Origin of the sequence: Paracoccus sp. KR1-242, from assembly GCF_049446195.1 — a bacterium.
Taxonomy (GTDB): Bacteria; Pseudomonadota; Alphaproteobacteria; order Rhodobacterales; family Rhodobacteraceae; genus Paracoccus; species Paracoccus broussonetiae.
Window position 1 is genome coordinate 224174 of sequence record NZ_JBMSED010000002.1, and the last position, 17842, is coordinate 242015.

A 17842-nucleotide genomic window follows, 5' to 3' on the forward strand; every position below is an offset into this window, starting at 1 on the left:
CGCTCAATTTGATGATCGTACATCAGGATTTTACAGAGGCAAGGCGCAAGCGGAGGAACATAGTTGGGGTCTGGTTGGCTGCCGGGCTGCAACGACAGACCCGCTTGCGGCGGACGAGATGATGCCGACCGGAACCTTGCCCAAGGGACGCCCCTGCGACCAAGGTCATTATCGAAGCATGGGTTTCCTGCCGATCCGCTGGCGCGCCGCATAGGCTTGTTGATCGTGAAAGCCGGAATGCGCAGACAGCGCGGGGCCGTGCCTGTCAGATCAATTCAGCCAGGCGAAGGCCTTTTTGTTGTTGCCGTCGGGACTGAACAGCTTGTCGTCAAGGCGGCATTTCTCCACCTCTTTGTAGGACACTTTCAGCCCGCTCTGGATCACGTCATCTGGCCGCACGGCGAAGATCGCGCCGGCCTTCGAAATATGCCGCGGGGGGGCTTTTACGCCCTCGACATAGGCCCAGTTTCTTCTGCTGCCATGGCCGGGGACGTGAATGTACCAGTCCGCGCAATTCATGCCATAGACCTGATTGTGCGAGGCAGACAGCCTTCGCACGACCTCAAGAAATTGCGTGAAGTCGTCATAGTCGATCTTGGCCGGGATCTCGTGTCCGGCACCGGCATCGCCGATGGTGCGGCAGAAACTTTGAAGATAGGTCCTCAGCATGCTGAGCTCGGCCCACCATGCCTGATTTGCGCCGGGCGGGCGCAGGCGTTCGGCGCGATCGCCCAGATCATCGCTTCTGTGTTCTGGGGCCATGCCCAGGAAACCACCGAATTTCGGCGCGCCACACAGGTTTCCGATGGCGCCCAGATCGAATTGGCCCGCCTTCTTGATCTCATCGACGATGGAATCGCTACCCTCATTCCTGCAGCCGTGCAGCGGCAAAAGCGTTCGAAGCAGCTTCGGACCGCTTTCGTTCAGGTTCCTGTTGAAATCCGCGACTTCGGGGCCATAAAGCTTTTCGACAATACCTGAATTCGTTTTTCTTTCCTGGGCAACGGCAGATGCCAGCAAGGGGTTCAGGCCGACGCCATAGTCGTTCATGAGAAATTTCATGCGCGCCACATTGGCGATGATATATCCCATCAGATAATAATATCGCCATGGAAGCACGTGATGGTATGTCCACCCATCATGCGTGGGCGTTGAATCCGCTCGCGAGGCGAATTTCACCTTGAATTCAAGCTTGGGCATCGGGGGCTCCTGTCATCCAAGGCCGTGGGAATTGGATGGGGTCTTTCTGGTCGCCGTAAAGTCCCGAACGATCCGGCCGTTCGAATATCACCGGATTTGCGGTCGCAAAAACATGTAAATAGAATGCCACACGGGGCTAATCCGATCAATAATCTTCAGGCCGAAGGGCACTGCTGTCCCGCGGAGCATCGAAGCATTCCCAGAAGGTCGTCGGAAGCAGTCTGCCAGAATTGGGATGATCCATCGCGCGGAAAAGTCCTTCCGCCCTAGCTCCCCAGCGCGGAGGCATTGAAGCCCCCGTTTCGCCATTTCTCCAAGGCCTGCTTCAGGGCCGGCCCCGGCAACCCGTCAAAGCCCTTGGAGTATAGCCCCACCCGGCCAAGACGACGCTGCATCTCGACCAGCGTATCCTTTGGCCAGGACTGGCCCGGTGCGGTCAGTTCCTGCAACAGGCTTCCATCATCCGAGGCGACCCCCAGAAGCAGGTATTTCGATGCCTCCAAGCCGCTTTTGGCAACGCCGTGGCCTTCGGCCAGCAGATAGGCGGCTTCCCGATAGGCCCTGGGTTCACCCTCGCGCGCGGCGCGTTCGAACAGCGCCCTCGCATCGGCGGGGGTGCCGAATTTTCCGTCCCGCGCCAGCAAGCCCAGGTTGAACGTCGCAATCGCGGCCCCGCTTTGGGATGCCTGCTGCATCAGCGCGATCCCCCGCTTGTGGTCGGCGGCGCTGCGGTTTTCGTCCAGCAAGGGAATGGCGACGTTGATTGCGGCATCGGGGCTGCCGGCGGCGGCCGCCTTTTCGAAAAGCGCCTGCGCCTTGGCGGGGTCCTTTTCCGCGCCGTCCCCGGTTTCGACGATCAGGGCAAGGCTGACCATTGCGCGCAGATCGCCCTGCTCGGCCGCCTGTTCGAAAAGCGGGACCGCCTTGTCGCGCAGGCCCGAGGCCGCATAGGCGCGGGCCAGCAGGGCCAGATACCGTGCCTGTCCGGGGTTGAGACGGACGGCCTCTTCGCAATCGCGGATGGCGGCAACCGAATTGCGGGCCAGCAGCTCGAACGGGACGCCGGGCGTCGTTTCGGTTCCATCGCGGGGGTGGTTGGCCTGCAACTCGCAGCGCCGCGCCGGATTCTGATCCGCGTCCGGGGGCATTTCCGCAAGGATGCGCCGCGCCTCATCCGCATGAGGCCCCGAGGCATAGGTGTTCAGATAGCTTTCGAACAATGGCCTCAGCCGATTACGCTGCGCCAGTTGCCACAATTGCTCGCCGCTTTCTTCGTCGGGGCCGATACTGCGCAGCTGGGTGTTTGCGGTCTTGCCTTCGGTCAGCATGGCCAGAATGTCGCCGGCATGGACGCCCTCGGGATAGCGCTGAAGATAAAGGTTCATCAGCGACTTATCCCAGCTGCGCACCGCAGCCTGATACAGCATCGTGTCTGAATTGGCGGTCGGCGGGCCGTCATCGAAAAAGAACCGCCGCGTCAACGACGAGCTTTCCCAGGGGATCTGCAAGCCGCCGCTTTGCGCGATGACCTCTTTTCGCACGGCGATCATCATTTCCGATATGTCCTGCGAGGGCGTGCGGATGTGATGCAGCAGCGCGCCGGTAAAGGTGCCGTTGCGACCCTTGCCGTCCGAGGCCACGGCACCGGGTTGCGTGGCATAGACGATCAGGAAATCCGCTGCGCTGCCGACCCGCGCCAGGCCGTCCCTGACTCCGGGGATCTGGTTGCGGTTGTCGCGGCAGGCATCAAGCATCACGATCTTCAGGCCGGGCGCTTCGGCCAGGGCATTCAGCGCGACATCCAGCATGATCGAATCCGCCGCGGCCTGTTCCAGATTCACGGGGTTGAAATCCGTCGGAATCAGATAGTTGCTGTCTGAGACCTGAAAGGCGTGCCCGGCGTAATAGAAAAGCGCCACATCTGCGGTCCTGGCCTCGGCACCGAAGCCTGCGATCAGGTCAAGCATTTCCTCGCGGCTGCGGTCGATGCCCAAGGTGACCCGAAAGCCCAGTTCGGTCAGGGTCAAGGCCATGTCATTGGCATCATTGGCCGAGTTGTCGAGGCTGGGGATCGCGCTGTATGCGGCGTTCCCGATGATCAGCGCGATGCGCTGCTCGGCCCGCGCCGGTCCGGCGAACAGGGTGATCGCCAGCACCGCCCAGACGACGAGGATGCCGGCAACCCGTTCAAAGGCCGACGGCACGGACCAGCGTGGTATCGGCTTTTTCGACAGTGGCAAGGATCAACCCCTCCTGGCGGGAATTGGCGCGGGCCAGGTCGGGATCGTCCGCGCGCAGCAATTCGACCCGTTTGACGATCTCGGCCCTCGCGGCGGACATGGTGCGGCTTGCCTCGCGCAGCGCCTCGCGCCGGATCGAGCGACGCTCTTCCTCGGTCGTGGCGCTGCCCAGACGCGCGATCGACCGGCGTCGGGTCTGGTCGATATCCGTGCTTGCCTTGCGCAGGATCGCCGAAACGGTCTGCATCGAGGGCGGCAGGCTGGCCGACAGCTCGTCAAGCGCCGTGGAATACTGGTCAAGCGCGCGAGAGATACAGGCCAGCATGTCCTCGGTCGGGCCTTCGTGCTGGTTGCAATTCTCGATCTGCAGCGAGATTTCCTGCGAGATCGCGGCAAGGCGCGAAAGCTCCTCGGCCTCGGCGACATCGGCCGGCCGGCGCGCGGATGGGTCGGTCAATGCATCGCCCGGCAGCACCGCGGCAAGCAGGATCTCGGTCCTGTCGGTCGGGTTGGGGACGGGGGCCGTATTCTGCGAGGTGCCGGGATAGGGATTGCCCGAAGGCTGGGGCAGGATGCGCAAAATCCCCGGGTCGATGGCGATGCGATAGTTCACCTCGGCCCCGTTGCGCATACGCACATCCGTGGCCGTGATTTCATAGGCACCGGGGGGGCTGGTGTGATCGCCCTCGCTGGACAGGGATATGCCGGTGATGGTGTCCCCGTTGACAAGATCGCCCGCGACGCGGTTCCAGTCGAACATCGGGGTGCCGCCCACCCGCATGACGCTGTCCAGAACGTCGAGGGTGATGTTGCGCGGCAGGACATTCAGCTGTCCCCCCTCATAGGTGATGTTGTAATTGGACGTCGCCGGTGCACCATCGCCGGAAATGACCGCGTTCGCGGCGGTGATCGGATAGGCCGCGACCCATGCCCGGCCCGCCGCACCAAGGCTGGCCAGATCGACCGAGACCAACCGGTCGCCATAACGCAGCCGCCCGCCAAGCGTGACATCGGCCAGGGTAAGGCTTCTGTCGTTTCCGTAAATCTTTTCCAGATCCGCGACCGAAATCCGCAGCATCGCGCGGTTGATCCGCAGCGTCGCGTCCGAGGCGACGATGCTGAAGGTCTGTCCCCCGGCGGATGTGACCGAGGCGTCGGTCAGGATGTCATAGCTTCCGGCATTTCGCGGCGTGCCTTGCACGCGGAAGATGCCGTCGGTTGCAGGAATGTCGCCCTCGGCGCCAAACAGGTAAAGCCCCAGCCCGTGGACCGTTCCCCCCAGCCCCGGCAGCCTGTCGCCATAGGTGACCGTAATATCGTTCGGTTCCGCCCACAGCACGCGGTCAAGACTGTAAAGCCCCGGATAGTTTCCGCGCCCGCCCGGTGCCCAGACAGTGTGGAAATCCCAGCCATCGGCGACGCTCAGGAAAAACTCGGTATCGGTCAGCTGGGCCGTCGTCAGGCCCATGCCCCCGGCCGAGCTGCCCTGCCCGGTGGTGTTCCGGTCCCAGAAGGAAAGCCAGCTTCTGGCCCCTTCGCCCGCGCTGCCGACCAATCCGCCGACACGCGTTCCCGCAGACGAGGTATTGACCGGCCCCGCCGCGAAACTGCGGGCGATCCAGTTCTGGTTGGTTCCGGCCAGCCCGCCCACCGACGCGGGCAATGCGCTTGTATAGTCGACCGAGGCCAGCGAATAGGAATCCGTGATCTGACCGTCATTGGTCCCGACCAACCCGCCCAACTGCAGGCTGGAGGTTTCGGACCCTCCCAGCCCGACCGTCAGGCCGCCGGTCGCGCGCGAGAAACGTACCGCGCCGGTATTCCACCCGACCAGTCCCCCCGCGCGGACATCGGCCACGCCCGAGATGTTCACCTGGTTCGTGGCAAAGCTGTAGCGCACGCGATTGGTGCTGATGCCGACAAGCCCCCCGACCGCGGCAAGACTGGTCATCTCTCCGGGGCTGGCCAGGTTGACGCGCAGATTTCCGGTCGCAAAGGAGGTCTCGACACGTCCCGAACTTGCGCCGATCAGCCCGCCCGCCGCAACGCGTCCCGCGGTTTCGATGTCAAGACCGACGCTGGAGCTGCTGCGCGTGACCGCGCCGATGTTGGTGCCAGTCAGACCGCCGAACGCGCTGTTGCGGTTAAAGGCAAACCCCTCGCCCGAGGTCAGGGCGATCGTGCCGCTGGTTGAGACCCGGTTGAGCGTTCCCGAATTCTGGCCGACAAGGCCGCCGATCAGCCAGCTGCCGCTTCCGTCCTGGCGGATCGTGACCGCTGCGGTTGAATCGATGATGCGGTCCGCTGTCGTCGTCTGGCCAGCGATCCCCCCGATACGGTTGGTGACGGGCGGACCCTCAATCCCCACTTCCGCGCCGCTGAATTCCGAGGTGATGGTGCCCGCATAGCGGCTGTTCGAGATCGTCGTCCCCCCCGAAACGCGTCCGGCGACCCCGCCCAGATGCACCGACTCTCCGCCATCATCCGCTGAACCGGACAGGTCCAGCGCCACCCGAGAGGTCACGTTCGTGATCGTGCCATCTGCGAATTGCCCGACAATCCCGCCGAACATGGAATGCGCCACCTCGTCTTCGCCCACGGTCGCATCCATGCGACCGCTGGCCTCGACGTTCTGGATGACGTTCGAACCCGCGCTGGCCAAGGCCTGCCCGACCAGACCGCCAACCGCATGCCCGCCAAAGGTCGTCAGGTCCAGGTTCAGAAGCCGCAGATTGCGGATGGTCGCGCCCTGGATCACGCCGAACATCCCGCCGAAGCGACCGTCGACGATTTGTGTCAGCCCGGTGATGGAACGGTTCGCCCCCTCCAGACTGCCGGTGAAGGGGGTGCCGGAGCTGCCGATTGGGCGGAAGCCGCTCAGGCAACGGCCGTCGCAGGGTTCCGTCCATTCGGCGGTGCCGCCGGCCGCGATATTCGCGCCAAGCGCATAATGCGCGCCTCGGTAGCCGGGCGAGCCAATGCCCTGCAGCCCATAGACATCGGTGATGACATAGCGGTTGGCCGTGGTGCCCGCACCGCCCCGCGCCCGCAGAAAGTTTGCGCTTGGATCAAACCAGAAATCGCGGGCGGAAAAGGCGGGAAGCGTGGCCGCGTTCTGCACCCAGTTCGATCCTTCAAGCAGCCGGAATTCGTCCACATTGACGCTGCCGGTGGCCCTGATCCGGGGCGCGTCCAGCCACAGGGTCCCGGCGGGCGCGTTCAGGGCCGCGTTCAGGTTGATGCTGGTCGCGGCCTGCATCTCCATCTGGTTTGTCCAGCGTACGGGCGCGTTGACGGCGATATCCGCGCCCGCCCCAAGGCTGACACTTGCAAGGCCACCCCAGTTGAGCGGCTCATCTATGATGATGTCGTTGTCGGCCTGAAAATTCAGGACGGTTCCACCAAGATCAGCACCGAAGGAAAGCGCGGTCGCAAAGGTGATGTTGCCCGGATCATCGCCCCCCGGCAGGCTGGGCCCCGAGGTACGGAATTCATAGGTGCCGGGGTTTTCGGCCATCGCATAGATCTGCGTGTCCAGCAGATGCGTCGGGTTGAGCGAGTCATAGGTATCCTCATCCACGATCATGATGTCGAGGGGATCGAACAGCGCATGGCCCGGCCGACCGTTCTGCGCGGTCAGCAGGATGTCCGGGCTGCGCAGGGCCAGGCTTTCGCGGCCCGAAATCTCGACAAATCCGCCGTCTCCGCCGTCATCCCCGCCCCGGACCGAAACGCCGCCGTCGAATTCGGTCAGAAGGTCCGACCACAGGATGACGCGCCCGCCGTCGGCATTGCCGATCCCGTCTGCCGAGATCCGCGTCCCCGCGCCGATCAGGTTGACGCTTGCCCGCTGCAGGGCACCCCGGCCCTGATAGTCGCCGCCGACGCGGATCAGCCCGCCACCGCCGGTTCCGCTGGCATCCAGCGTGGCCCCGACAAGCTCGATCCGGTCGCCGGTGATGGTGATGTCGCCGCCACGCTCGGGCCGGGTGGGGGGACGATCCGCCCGGACGGAGGCCGCGCGGGCCGCCCGCACCCCGCCCCTGGTATCCACGCGGCCGGTCACGCGGACCGTGCCGCCATCGCCGCCGCCAAGGACGACCCGCCCGGATCGACCCGAGACGCTGCGCGCCTCGACCACGCCGGACAGGTTGATCGTCTGGCGCGCGGCATTGCGGGCCGATGCCGCCTTCATCTCGATCGAGCCGCCATCGGCGGAAATCCGGCCGCTTTGTTCTATATGCGATCCCGCATCGGGGGGCAGCGCCACCGACAGGAAGTCATTCCCCGACAGGTTCAGCGTCGCGCGCTGACCCGCGCCAAGTCCGACCCGGCCCAGCGGCACCCGGATCGTGCCGGAATTGCTGACCTGTCCGCCCAGCAACGCCGCATAGCCGCCGGGGATGATGTCGATCCGGCCTTCGTTCGTGACCGCGCCGGGATTGTCGCCCGAAAAGCGCAACCGCCCCGCCATGAAGTCGCCATTCGAGATGTCCAGCGTCGATCCGACAAACCCACCCGTCGCGATCCGGCCATTCTGCCCGATGGCGATGCCATTGCGGTTGACGATGAAGACCTGTCCGTTCGCGCCAAGGCTTCCGTCGATCCGGGTCGGTGTGTCGCCCGTCACGCGGTTCAAAAGGGCCGAGCGCCGCCCCGGCTGGATGACCTGCACCGAAGCGCCCGACCCGATGCCGAAGCTGCCCCAGTTGATGATGGCGCGATTGCTGTTCTGGTTGATCTGCATCCTGCCGCCGGACGAGGAGACACTGGCAGAGCCCGCGACGACATTATGTCCGTTCGGCAGGGTCTGGGCGGTGGTCACGCCGGGCAGCACAAGTGCGCTGCCCGCAAGAAGCGCGGCCCAAAGCGCGCGTCGCCGGCTAGAAGCGATAGGAGCTGACGATCGTGAAGCGGTCCTCGTCCTTTTGGTCATCGTCCCTGTTCCCTTTGCCATATTCCAGCCTGACCACTGCGGAGGAATAGTTGGGGTCGTAGATCATCCGCAGATCGACGCCGATGCCCAAGGTGTTTGCGTTGATGCGCGCGGCCTCAAGCGATGATGGTTGTTCAAGACGGACCGAGCCTGCGGCCACGGCCAGATAGGGGCTGACCTGCAAGGGCCGGCCAAAGGCCTGGATCGGGAAGTTGCGCGCCACCTCGCTGCGCAAAAGCCAGCCGGAATCGCCGGTAATGCTTCCCAGGTCAAAGGCCGACACCCCCTCGGACGAGGCGATGCCGAATTGCTCGCTCGACAGCAGGGGCTTTCCGAACGAGGTCTGCGCCTGCCCGGACAGGGAAAATGCCCAGTCCTGCAGGAAGCTGCGGTCATAGCGGAATGAAACTTCCAGCTTGGTGAAATCGGCATCCGCGCCCGCGCGCGACAGCGGGGTGTCGCTGTCTTCGGCGTCCTGGGCACTGCGCGCGCCCAGACCGTCGATGCCAAGCGACAGGATCGCCCCCCCGCTGATGGCCGCAGTATCCGAAAGCTGCCAGTTCCCGTCGCTGCTGAGACGAAAGACGCGGGTGCGGTCCTCATAGATTGGAAAATCCGCGAAATCGGTATTCAGATCCTGCTTGTCGCTTTGCACATCCAGCGCCGCCGTGACCGAAAGATTGCGCTTGATCGTGCGCACCACCGGATAGAACAGCCGGAAAGAGACGCGGTTGAAATCCGACGGCGTGGCGACCGCGTTATTGTCGGGGCCGGTTCGGGAATTCGCGCCCTCGACCCCGAAGGTCAGGCCGTTATAGCCAAGGGGAAAGATCGCACCCCCGGCAAGGGTGCGCAATCGGGGTTCATCGGCGAAATACCCGTCATCCCCCAATGTGGGGTGCCCCGAGGCGCGCAGATAAAACACCTCGCCCATGTTCAGAAAGTCGTTGAATTCGACGCCAGCGCTAAGATTCCAGCGGCCGAGTTCCTCGGAAAACGTATTGTCCAGACCGACAAATCCGGTAACCGAGCGGAATTGCGGTTCAAGAATGACGACCGTTCCGCCGGGCTTGGACCCGGTAGACAGGGCCGAGCCAAGGGCCACGCCGAACATGTCCCCCGCAAGCAGCAGCCTGCGTTCGATATCCGGCAGCCGCAATGATCGCTGGTCGACAAGCGGGTCAGTGGTCCGTTCCAGCCGGGCGCGCAATTCGGGCGGGGCCGCGCTTGCATCGACCTGCTCGACATAGCCATCGACGACCGTCAGGCGCAGCGTGCCGCCATCCTCAAGCGTCTGCTGGGGAATGACCACGCGCGACAGGACATAGCCCTGCTTGACATAGCTGGCCTCAAGGTCGGATGCGGCGGCGAAAATCTCGGAAACCGGGATGCGCTTTCCGGTCAGGCGTTGGCGCAGCGTGTCGGTCGCGGCCTGGGTCCCGGCCAGCGCGCCTTCGACCGTGACACCGGACAGTTGGACCGACAGCTTTTCGGCACCCGCGGGCGCGGCCAGTCCCGGAGCGCCGCTGAAGACCAGCGAGCCGGTCATGCGTTGCAACGAGGGTTCATAACTGGGCTTGGTGATCTGCGACGCGGTCTGGGCCAGCGCGGCATTACAGGTCAGCGTCAAAAGGGTAAATGATGCAGTGGCGGACCAGTGTCGCATGAATGCCAAGTTTCATCCTCCAAAGAGTCTGCGATTCAGGTTATCACCGGGCCGCGATTCTGTGAATTCCTTTGCCGAGGCTTTTGCTGAATCCCGTTCCGCAGAAAGGATTATTTCAAATTCGGGCATTTCGGATTCTCTTGTCTATTTCCATCAGGTCAAGAAATTTCCAAAACCAATGCTGTCTTTTTTCCGTGCCGACCGGATTATCTTCGCATGCGATATTGCCCCTTCAGGGCTTTGACGTCGTCAGAATGGCGGAATCAAGGCTGCGGACGGGGACGGAAACTTCCTGCAATGCCTTGGCATAGCTTTCCGCGCTTTCGGTTATCGGGCGCAGGCTGTCGAATAACGGCTGGTCGCTGATCAACGCGATCAGGCGCGTCTTGCCCAGCGAACTGCCATCCACCGTAAAGGCAAGCCGATCCGAGCCCTTCGCCTGCTCCAACCCATAGGACAGGCGCAGCGGGCCATCCCCCAGATCCCGGATCCGGTTTTCCTGCCGGTTCACATTGGGCAGCAGGTGAAAGACGTTGCCGGAAACGTCCAGCACCGAAACGTAAAGATAGCCGTCCTTCAGGTCGGTCGGCAGGGTCAGGTCGATAACCGGATTGTCGCCCACCACATATTGCGCCTTCGGATTCGGATCGGGACGATCGCCATAGCCGAAGGTGAAGACAAGGCCGGCAGGCTCGGCCGAGGGGGTATTGGCATCCATAAGGCACAGCGTCGGGTTCAGGACCTCAAGATCCAGCTGCGCGACCCGGTTGCCGATTGCCTCGGTCAGCGCATCGCGAAGCGCGGTCTGCGTCTCGGCATGGGCGACGCGTCCGGCGATATGCAGGTTGGCGCCCGCGCCCCAGCCGGTCGAGGGCGCGTCGGCCACCGTCAGCCGACCGCAATCCTCATGCGCGCGCAGGATGGAAATGACGGTTTGAGGGCTGAGGATGCGGGGGCCAAGTTCAAGCTGGGCGGTGCCGGTCAGTCCTGTGGGCATTGCCACCAATTCGGTCTTCAGCCGGTCGTAATCGGCGCGGATATTGGTCAGGCCATTCGCCGTCACCTGATTGTCCGACACGGACAGCCTGTATTCCGGCAGATCCGCCAGCGTCTGCACCAGCTGGACGACGCCTTGCCCCCAGCCCTCGGCAAGATCGCCTCGCGCCACGGTCAGCGTGGGGGGCATACCGCCCTGCGCAGCCAGCGCGGCCCCCAGAAGTTGCGCGGTTTCCGGGCTGGGCACGAAGCCCTCGGCGACTGGTCCGGCACCATCCACGCGCGAAATCTGCAGGGTGAAGGGCTTTGCCCAGGGAAGCCGGGGCGTGAAGATGCCAAGCGTGCCGGTCGCAAACTCAACTGCACCAAGCGCAACGACCAGCAGGGCCAGCGCGGCGGCGATCAGCGCGGTCCTGCGTTTCGGGCCGCCCGAAGCCGGGGATCCGGGCGCATCCGGTGCGGGCTTTGGCGCGGACGCGACCCGCCCGGGGGCAGGGGGCGTCACCTTGCGGGGCACGATCACCGTGGCATCGGGGGCGGCGGAGGCGGTGCGCAGAAATGCCAGCGCGGCCTCGGCCGACTGAAAGCGCTCTTCGGGGGCAGGGGCCGACAGCCGGTCGATCAACTCGCCCAAGGGCTGCGGAACCCCCGACGTATCCAGCGGCTGCGCCTTGCGGTTCACGACCTCCATCAGGTTTGCGCCGCTATCGGGGGACCGGCCCCGGAAAATGGCCAGCAGCAGCGCCCCAAGCGCATAAAGGTCAGCGCGGGGATCGGCCTTGCCCGCCAGTTGCTCGGGTGCGGCGAAAGCGTATTTGCCGGCGAACTCTCCGCCCACGATGGTCTCGGCGCCGGGGTTGGAATCCTTCGCGATGCCGAAGTCGATGATCGTGGCCTTCGCAGGATCGTCGCCACGCAGGATGATGTTGTCGGGCGAAAGGTCGCGGTGGATGATGTTGCGCCCATGCGCGGCCGCCAACCCCTCCAGCACGCGGCCGGCCACGGTCAGCAGCGCCTCGGCGGACATGCCTCCTGCGCGCATCTTCGCGTCCAGTGACGGCCCGTCGACGAAATCCATCACAAGATAGACGGTGCCGTCAGGCGTGCGCTGCGTGTCATAATAGTGAACGATCGTGTCGTGATGGATGTCGCGGACGTTTTCCTCGCGCGTCATCAGCGCGAGATAGTCGGCATTGCCCGCGAATTCGGATCGCAAGACCTTCAGGGCAACCACCTTGCCCGAAATCTCGGACCGACAGCGATACACCTCCGACGTGCCGCCCCGCCCCAGGATCGCCTCGATCCGATAGGTGTTGTTCAGCACATCGCCGGGTTTGAAGATGGGCGCCTGCCCTGTCACCTTGTCCACCGGCCCGTCAGGACTGGGCCTGGAATTCGACGCGGCGGTTGACCTCGCCCCGGGGATCCTTTTCGTCCAGAAGATAGCGCGCGCCCACGCCCACCGCCTGCATTTGCCCTTCCGGGACACCGCAATTGGCGGCCAGATAGCGCTTCACCTCTTCCGCGCGCAAAACGGAAAGTCGCTCGTTATACTGGACGGTCCCGGTTATGTCCGTGTGGCCGATGATGCGCAGCACGACATCCGGGCTTTTCTTGAGCACGTTGCAAAGCGCGGCCAGCGCGGGTTTCTGGTCTTCGCGCAGCGCCGCGCTGTCCAGATCGAAATGGATCGAGACATTGACCTGTTCGTCCTGCGGCAGCGCCACGTAGTCGACCTTGGTGGCATCTTTCTGGCTGGTATCGGCGCTAACCTCCGGCTGTTGTCCGGTTGGAACAAGAACCAGACCCCGGCTTTTCTGCTTTGCGAAAGCCTCGGAAATGTCGTCTTCGGACATCGCGGACTGCGCATGCGCGGGGAAATGCCATAACCCGATTGTCAAAATCAATGAAAAGCAGATGAACAAGGACTTCATGGAATCACTCCATCAAGCGGAAAGCACCTGCAAATTTATACCTGTGCCGATCATTACGCGAGTCCGATTGCAGCTTGCGCCAATTGACAGAGAAGATTGGCGGCCGCATCGTCTGGCTATTTCGGACGGGGAAGCTTCGTGAAGCCGGTCCATTTTGTCGTCACAGCGATTGCTCTTCTGGTGCTGCCTTTGTTGGGATATGGGGTCTGGACGGCTTTGTCCCAGCGGGAACAAGTCGCGGGCGGCTCGGCGGTCGACAGTCAGGCACGAATCGAGATCGAAAATCTTAACCAGCAGATTCTTGGATTACAGGAACAACTGGTTGCGCTGTCAAACCAGATCGACAGCCTGGGCATAGACCAGGCCGCCTTGCCCGAGGATGTCCCGTCTTCGGCTGAAAACCCGGCTGCGGACACGCAATCGGCAATTCCGCGCGACGGTGAAAACCGCATCGCCGGAGATTACGCCACGGTGGTGCTTATCGCCAATCGGCGCAATGTAAACAAAGGACAAACAGTGGGTTCGTCTGCATTCCTTGAAGGATTTCTGGGTCGTCCAAGGAAAGTGCTGACGGATGACTGCGAGGGAATGGACAATCCCAAGCTGCAGGCCATGCTGGTCGTCGATACGGTTGGCCCGGTAAAGGTCCAGATGCTGCGACCCGCAGTGGAAAGCCTGACCAGGGTCTTTGAAAAGGTCCGGGCGGTGGATCAGGATCTTTATGACCGCATAAATACCTCTGGTTCGCTTTGCGTGCGCCGGATTCGCGGGACGACGGACCTGACATCGACCCATTCCTTCGGGCTTGCAATCGATCTCAATATCGACGGCCACCTTGACGGATTCGCCGATGGCCGGACCCAGTTGGGCCTGACCATCCTTGCGGATTTCTTCCATGAAGAGGGTTGGGTCTGGGGCGCCGGTTTCTCTCGCGAGGATTCGATGCATTTCGAAGTCAGCCGCGCGACGCTTGAGGCTTGGCGCGCCGCCGGAAAGATCTGACCCTGCACCGCAGCATTACCACCATCCAACATTGGCCAAGGCGCTGAAAACGAGGGTCAAGTTAGATGGCTAAACCTTTGCGTGAATATTTCTTGACCGGCTAGGTGCGAGGGTGCACCGTTACAGCAATCTGGGTTTCGTTGGTATTCATCATTTTTGTGCGAGCAAGAATGTGCCTGATTCCGTTTATGTTCCGATTGATTCTCTGCTAATTGAGCGTAGTTCCGAAATACCCAGCGGGAATGATCTGGAATATGATCCGGAATTTCTCGCGATGGAGAAGGCTGCTCAAATCAAGCCCGAGCGCCAGTCGGGGGCAGAGTTCCTGTCGGGCGAAGAACCTGACTATACAAAGCTGCGCCAACACGCGCTGGCAGTGCTTGACCGCGCGCATGACCTGCGCGCCGCCATCTTTCTGGCGCGGGCGCTTTTGCAGACCGAGGGGGTGCAGGGATTCGCCGAAGGGGTCGCCCTGCTGCGCGGCCTGCTGGAGCAATGGTGGCCGACCTGCCATCCGTTGCTGGACCCCGATGACGGCGATGACCCGACCGCCCGGATCAACACGGTTCTGGGGCTGGTCGACAATGACACCACCCTGCGCGGCGTCCTGCTGGCCCCGCTTGCGCAAAGCCCGGCCCTCGGTCACATCAACCTGCGCGACATCGCGATTTCGCTGGGCGAGATCGCTGGCGGCACGCCCGACGCCGCGACCGTCTCGGCGGCGTTTCGCGACACCGACACTGCGCTGCTTGAATCGCGCCAGGCGGCAGTTCTGGGGCTGCGCCGCGATCTGGATGCGATAAGCGCGGTCTTTGACAAGCATACGCCGGGTCAGGGCCCCGATTTCGCGCCATTGGACCGGCTTTTGCGCCGCGCCGCGATGCAATTCGCCGATGCCCTGGGCAATGAGACGCAACCGGATGGACCGGTCGACGAAGCGGTGGCGCAAGAGGCCGCGATCCCCGCCCAAAAGATTGCAGCCGCGCCTGTCGGGGCGATCAGTTCCGCGGCCGACGTGCGCGCCGCGCTGGACCGCATCATGGCATTCTACGCCGCGAACGAACCTTCAAGCCCGTTGCCGATCCTGTTGTCACGGGCACGCAAGCTGGTCGGCGCGGACTTCATCACCATCATGAAGGAAATCGCGCCGGGCGGGGTCGAGAATGTTCGCAATCTCGCCGGCTTGCAGGACGACGACTGAGAGACGGAGGACCGCCCCGGTGTCCGGAAGGCGGCCGAACCAAGGGGGAGCGACGGATGGCAAGTTCACAGAAGTTCATCGCGCGGAACCGCGCGCCACGGGTCCAGATCGAATACGACATCGAATTGTATGGTGCCGAAAAGAAGATCCAGCTGCCCTTCGTGATGGGGGTCATGGCGGATCTGGCGGGCAAGTCGAACACGCCGCAGCCCGGCATCGCCGACAGGAAGTTTCTTGAAATTGACATCGACAATTTCGACAACCGCCTGAAGGCGATGGCCCCGCGCGTGGCCTTCAGCGTGCCCAATACCCTGACGGGAGAGGGCAATCTTTCCGTCGATATGACCTTTGAAAGCATGGAGGATTTCTCGCCCGGCGCGATCGCGCAGAAGCTTGAGCCGCTGCGCAAGCTGGTCGAGGCGCGCAACCAGTTGTCCAACCTCGTCACCTATATGGATGGCAAGCCTGGGGCCGAGGATCTGATCGCCAAGGCGATGAACGATCCCGCGCTTCTGCAAAGCCTTGCCGCTGCCCCCAAACCCGCAGAAGGAGAGGAATGAGACATGGTGGAACGGGAAGCCCAGTCCCAGGATGCCGCGGCCGCCGTGGCGCTGGATGAAAGCGCATTCGCCAACCTTCTGACCAAGGAATTCAAGCCTCGCACCGATCAGGCGCGCTCGGCCGTGGAATCCGCAGTTAAGACGCTGGCGCAGCAGGCGCTGTCCAATACGGCGCTGATCTCGGAAGACGTGGTCCATTCGATCGAATCCATGATTGCCGAGATCGATCGAAAGCTTGCCGAACAGGTCAATGCCATCATCCACAACCCGGAATATCAACAGCTTGAAAGCGCGTGGCGCGGGTTGCATTTTCTGGTGAACAACACCGAAACCGACGAAATGCTGAAGATCCGCGTCTACAGCATCTCGAAAAAGGATCTTGCCAAGACCTTGAAGAAATTCAAGGGCGCGGCCTGGGACCAGTCGCCGATCTTCAAGAAGATCTATACCGAGGAATTCAGCCAATTGGGCGGCGAACCTTACGGTTGCCTTGTCGGCGATTACTTCTTCGACCATTCCGGCCCGGATGTCGAGATGCTGGGCGAGATGGCCAAGATCGCGGCGGCCGCCCATGCACCTTTCATCACCGGTGCGGACCCGGCCTTGATGCAGTTCGAAAGCTGGCAGGAACTGGCCAATCCGCGCGATCTGACCAAGATCATGAGCACGCCGGAATATGCCAGCTGGAAAAGCCTGCGCGAAAGTGACGACAGCCGTTATCTGGGGCTGGCAATGCCGCGCTTTCTGGCGCGCCGCCCCTATGGCGCGAAATCCAACCCGATCGAGGAATTCGCATTCGAGGAGGACACAGCGGACGGAAACTCCGCCAATTTCTCATGGATCAACGCGGCCTATGGAATGGCCATGAACATCAACCGCAGTTTCAAGCAATACGGCTGGTGTTCGCGCATCCGTGGCGTGGAATCGGGCGGCGCATTGGAGGGGCTGCCCACGCATACCTTCCCGACCGATGATGGCGGGGTGGACATGAAATGTCCGACCGAAATCGCCATCGACGACCGGCGCGAGGCGGAATTGGCGAAAAACGGGATGATGCCGCTGGTCCATCGCAAGAATACCGACATTGCCGCCTTCATCGGCGCGCAATCCTTGCAGAAACCTGCGGAATATGACGACCCGGATGCCACGGCCAATGCCAATCTGGCGGCACGTCTGCCTTATCTGTTCGCGACCTGCCGCTTTGCGCATTTCCTGAAATGCATGGTCCGCGACAAGATCGGGTCCTATAAAAGCCGGGCCGACATGGAGAAATGGCTGAACAGCTGGATCCTGCAATATGTCGATCCGAACCCCGCCACCTCCAGCGAGAATGACAAGGCCAGAAAGCCTTTGGCCAATGCCAGCGTCGAAGTCGTGGATGTCGAGGGCAATCCCGGCTATTACACCTCGCGTTTTTATCTGCGACCGCATTACCAGCTTGAGGGACTGACCGTTTCACTGCGGCTGGTGTCCAAGCTGCCCAGTGAAAAGGCCTGAGACGATAATCCCGCCCTTATTGCGGGGCGGGCCCTGAACGATCATCGCAAACCATATCACTCTAGGGAGAAGTCAATTGGCAGTAGACATGTTTCTCAAGGTCGGTGAGATCAAGGGCGAGGCAAGGGACGCGACATATTCGGGCGACAAGGGCTGGATTGACATCCTGGCCTGGAGCTGGGGCGTTTCCAACTCGGGGACGACCCATACCGGCGGCGGTGGCGGCGGTGGCAAGGCCAATGTCCAGGATATTTCGGTCACGAAATATATCGACCTGGCCTCGACCGATCTGATCAAATCAACCCTCAAAGGCACCCACCACGCCAAGGCCGAACTGATCATGCGCAAGGCCGGGGACAAGCCGCTGGATTATCTCCATATCGAGATGGAGGAGGTAATCATCACCAGCTATTCGACCGGCGGCAGCGGTGGCGAGGATCGGCTGACCGAAAACATCACCCTGAACTTCGCGAAGGTCAAGCTGACCTATACCGAACAGAAGAAAACGGGCGACAAGGGCCTGACGCCGGACGTGACGTTCAACATCGCCGAGAACGTCGACGCTTGACCCGCAAAGCATCTACGGCCCCGGCTGTCCCGGGGTCGCGGT

The 17842-nt window shown here is 62.6% G+C and carries 11 protein-coding genes; 5 read left to right on the forward strand and 6 right to left on the reverse strand.

All coding sequences use genetic code 11. From position 1 onward, the window contains the following. Nucleotides 1-270: 270 nt before the first annotated feature. The 6 genes from ACO2Q4_RS04570 to ACO2Q4_RS04595 form a co-directional block, all read right to left on the reverse strand. The gene (locus tag ACO2Q4_RS04570) at nt 271-1062 is read right to left on the reverse strand and encodes a hypothetical protein (protein ID WP_423317597.1); all 792 of its coding nucleotides are present in this window, start codon (nt 1060-1062) and stop codon (nt 271-273) included. A 404-nt stretch (nt 1063-1466) separates the two neighbouring features. After that, nucleotides 1467-3440, reverse strand: a complete 1974-nt coding sequence (locus ACO2Q4_RS04575; RefSeq protein ID WP_423317599.1) for a caspase family protein — start codon at nt 3438-3440, stop codon at nt 1467-1469. Continuing rightward, the gene (locus ACO2Q4_RS04580; protein WP_423317602.1) at nt 3388-8376 is read right to left on the reverse strand and encodes a filamentous hemagglutinin N-terminal domain-containing protein; all 4989 of its coding nucleotides are present in this window, start codon (nt 8374-8376) and stop codon (nt 3388-3390) included. Before ACO2Q4_RS04580 ends, ACO2Q4_RS04575 begins: the two co-directional genes overlap by 53 nt. Continuing rightward, the gene (locus ACO2Q4_RS04585) at nt 8324-10042 is read right to left on the reverse strand and encodes a ShlB/FhaC/HecB family hemolysin secretion/activation protein (RefSeq protein WP_423317878.1); all 1719 of its coding nucleotides are present in this window, start codon (nt 10040-10042) and stop codon (nt 8324-8326) included. Before ACO2Q4_RS04585 ends, ACO2Q4_RS04580 begins: the two co-directional genes overlap by 53 nt. A gap of 232 nt (nt 10043-10274) precedes the next feature. Next, complete coding sequence (locus ACO2Q4_RS04590; protein WP_423317604.1) at nt 10275-12407, reverse strand: protein kinase domain-containing protein; 2133 nt, start codon at nt 12405-12407, stop codon at nt 10275-10277. A gap of 7 nt (nt 12408-12414) precedes the next feature. Then, nucleotides 12415-12894 (reverse strand): OmpA family protein, encoded by a 480-nt coding sequence (locus ACO2Q4_RS04595; protein ID WP_311759419.1) that lies wholly within the window; start codon nt 12892-12894, stop codon nt 12415-12417. Between the two features lie 216 nt (nt 12895-13110). Between ACO2Q4_RS04595 and ACO2Q4_RS04600 the strand changes: the two genes are divergently transcribed. The 5 genes from ACO2Q4_RS04600 (at nt 13111) to ACO2Q4_RS04620 (ending at nt 17800) form a co-directional block, all read left to right on the forward strand. Continuing rightward, a complete protein-coding gene (locus ACO2Q4_RS04600; RefSeq protein ID WP_423317606.1) occupies nt 13111-13974 on the forward strand; it encodes a M15 family metallopeptidase in 864 nt (287 codons plus the stop codon). 172 nt (nt 13975-14146) lie between these two features. Beyond that, entirely contained in the window at nt 14147-15175 is a 1029-nt protein-coding gene (tssA, locus tag ACO2Q4_RS04605) for a type VI secretion system protein TssA (RefSeq protein WP_423317608.1), read from the forward strand. A gap of 56 nt (nt 15176-15231) precedes the next feature. Further along, complete coding sequence (gene tssB / locus ACO2Q4_RS04610; RefSeq protein ID WP_311759416.1) at nt 15232-15735, forward strand: type VI secretion system contractile sheath small subunit; 504 nt, start codon at nt 15232-15234, stop codon at nt 15733-15735. Nucleotides 15736-15738: 3 nt separating this feature from the next. Beyond that, a complete protein-coding gene (tssC, locus tag ACO2Q4_RS04615) occupies nt 15739-17232 on the forward strand; it encodes a type VI secretion system contractile sheath large subunit (protein WP_311759415.1) in 1494 nt (497 codons plus the stop codon). A gap of 76 nt (nt 17233-17308) precedes the next feature. Continuing rightward, nucleotides 17309-17800 (forward strand): Hcp family type VI secretion system effector, encoded by a 492-nt coding sequence (locus tag ACO2Q4_RS04620; RefSeq protein ID WP_311759414.1) that lies wholly within the window; start codon nt 17309-17311, stop codon nt 17798-17800. The last annotated feature ends 42 nt before the right edge of the window (nt 17801-17842 follow it).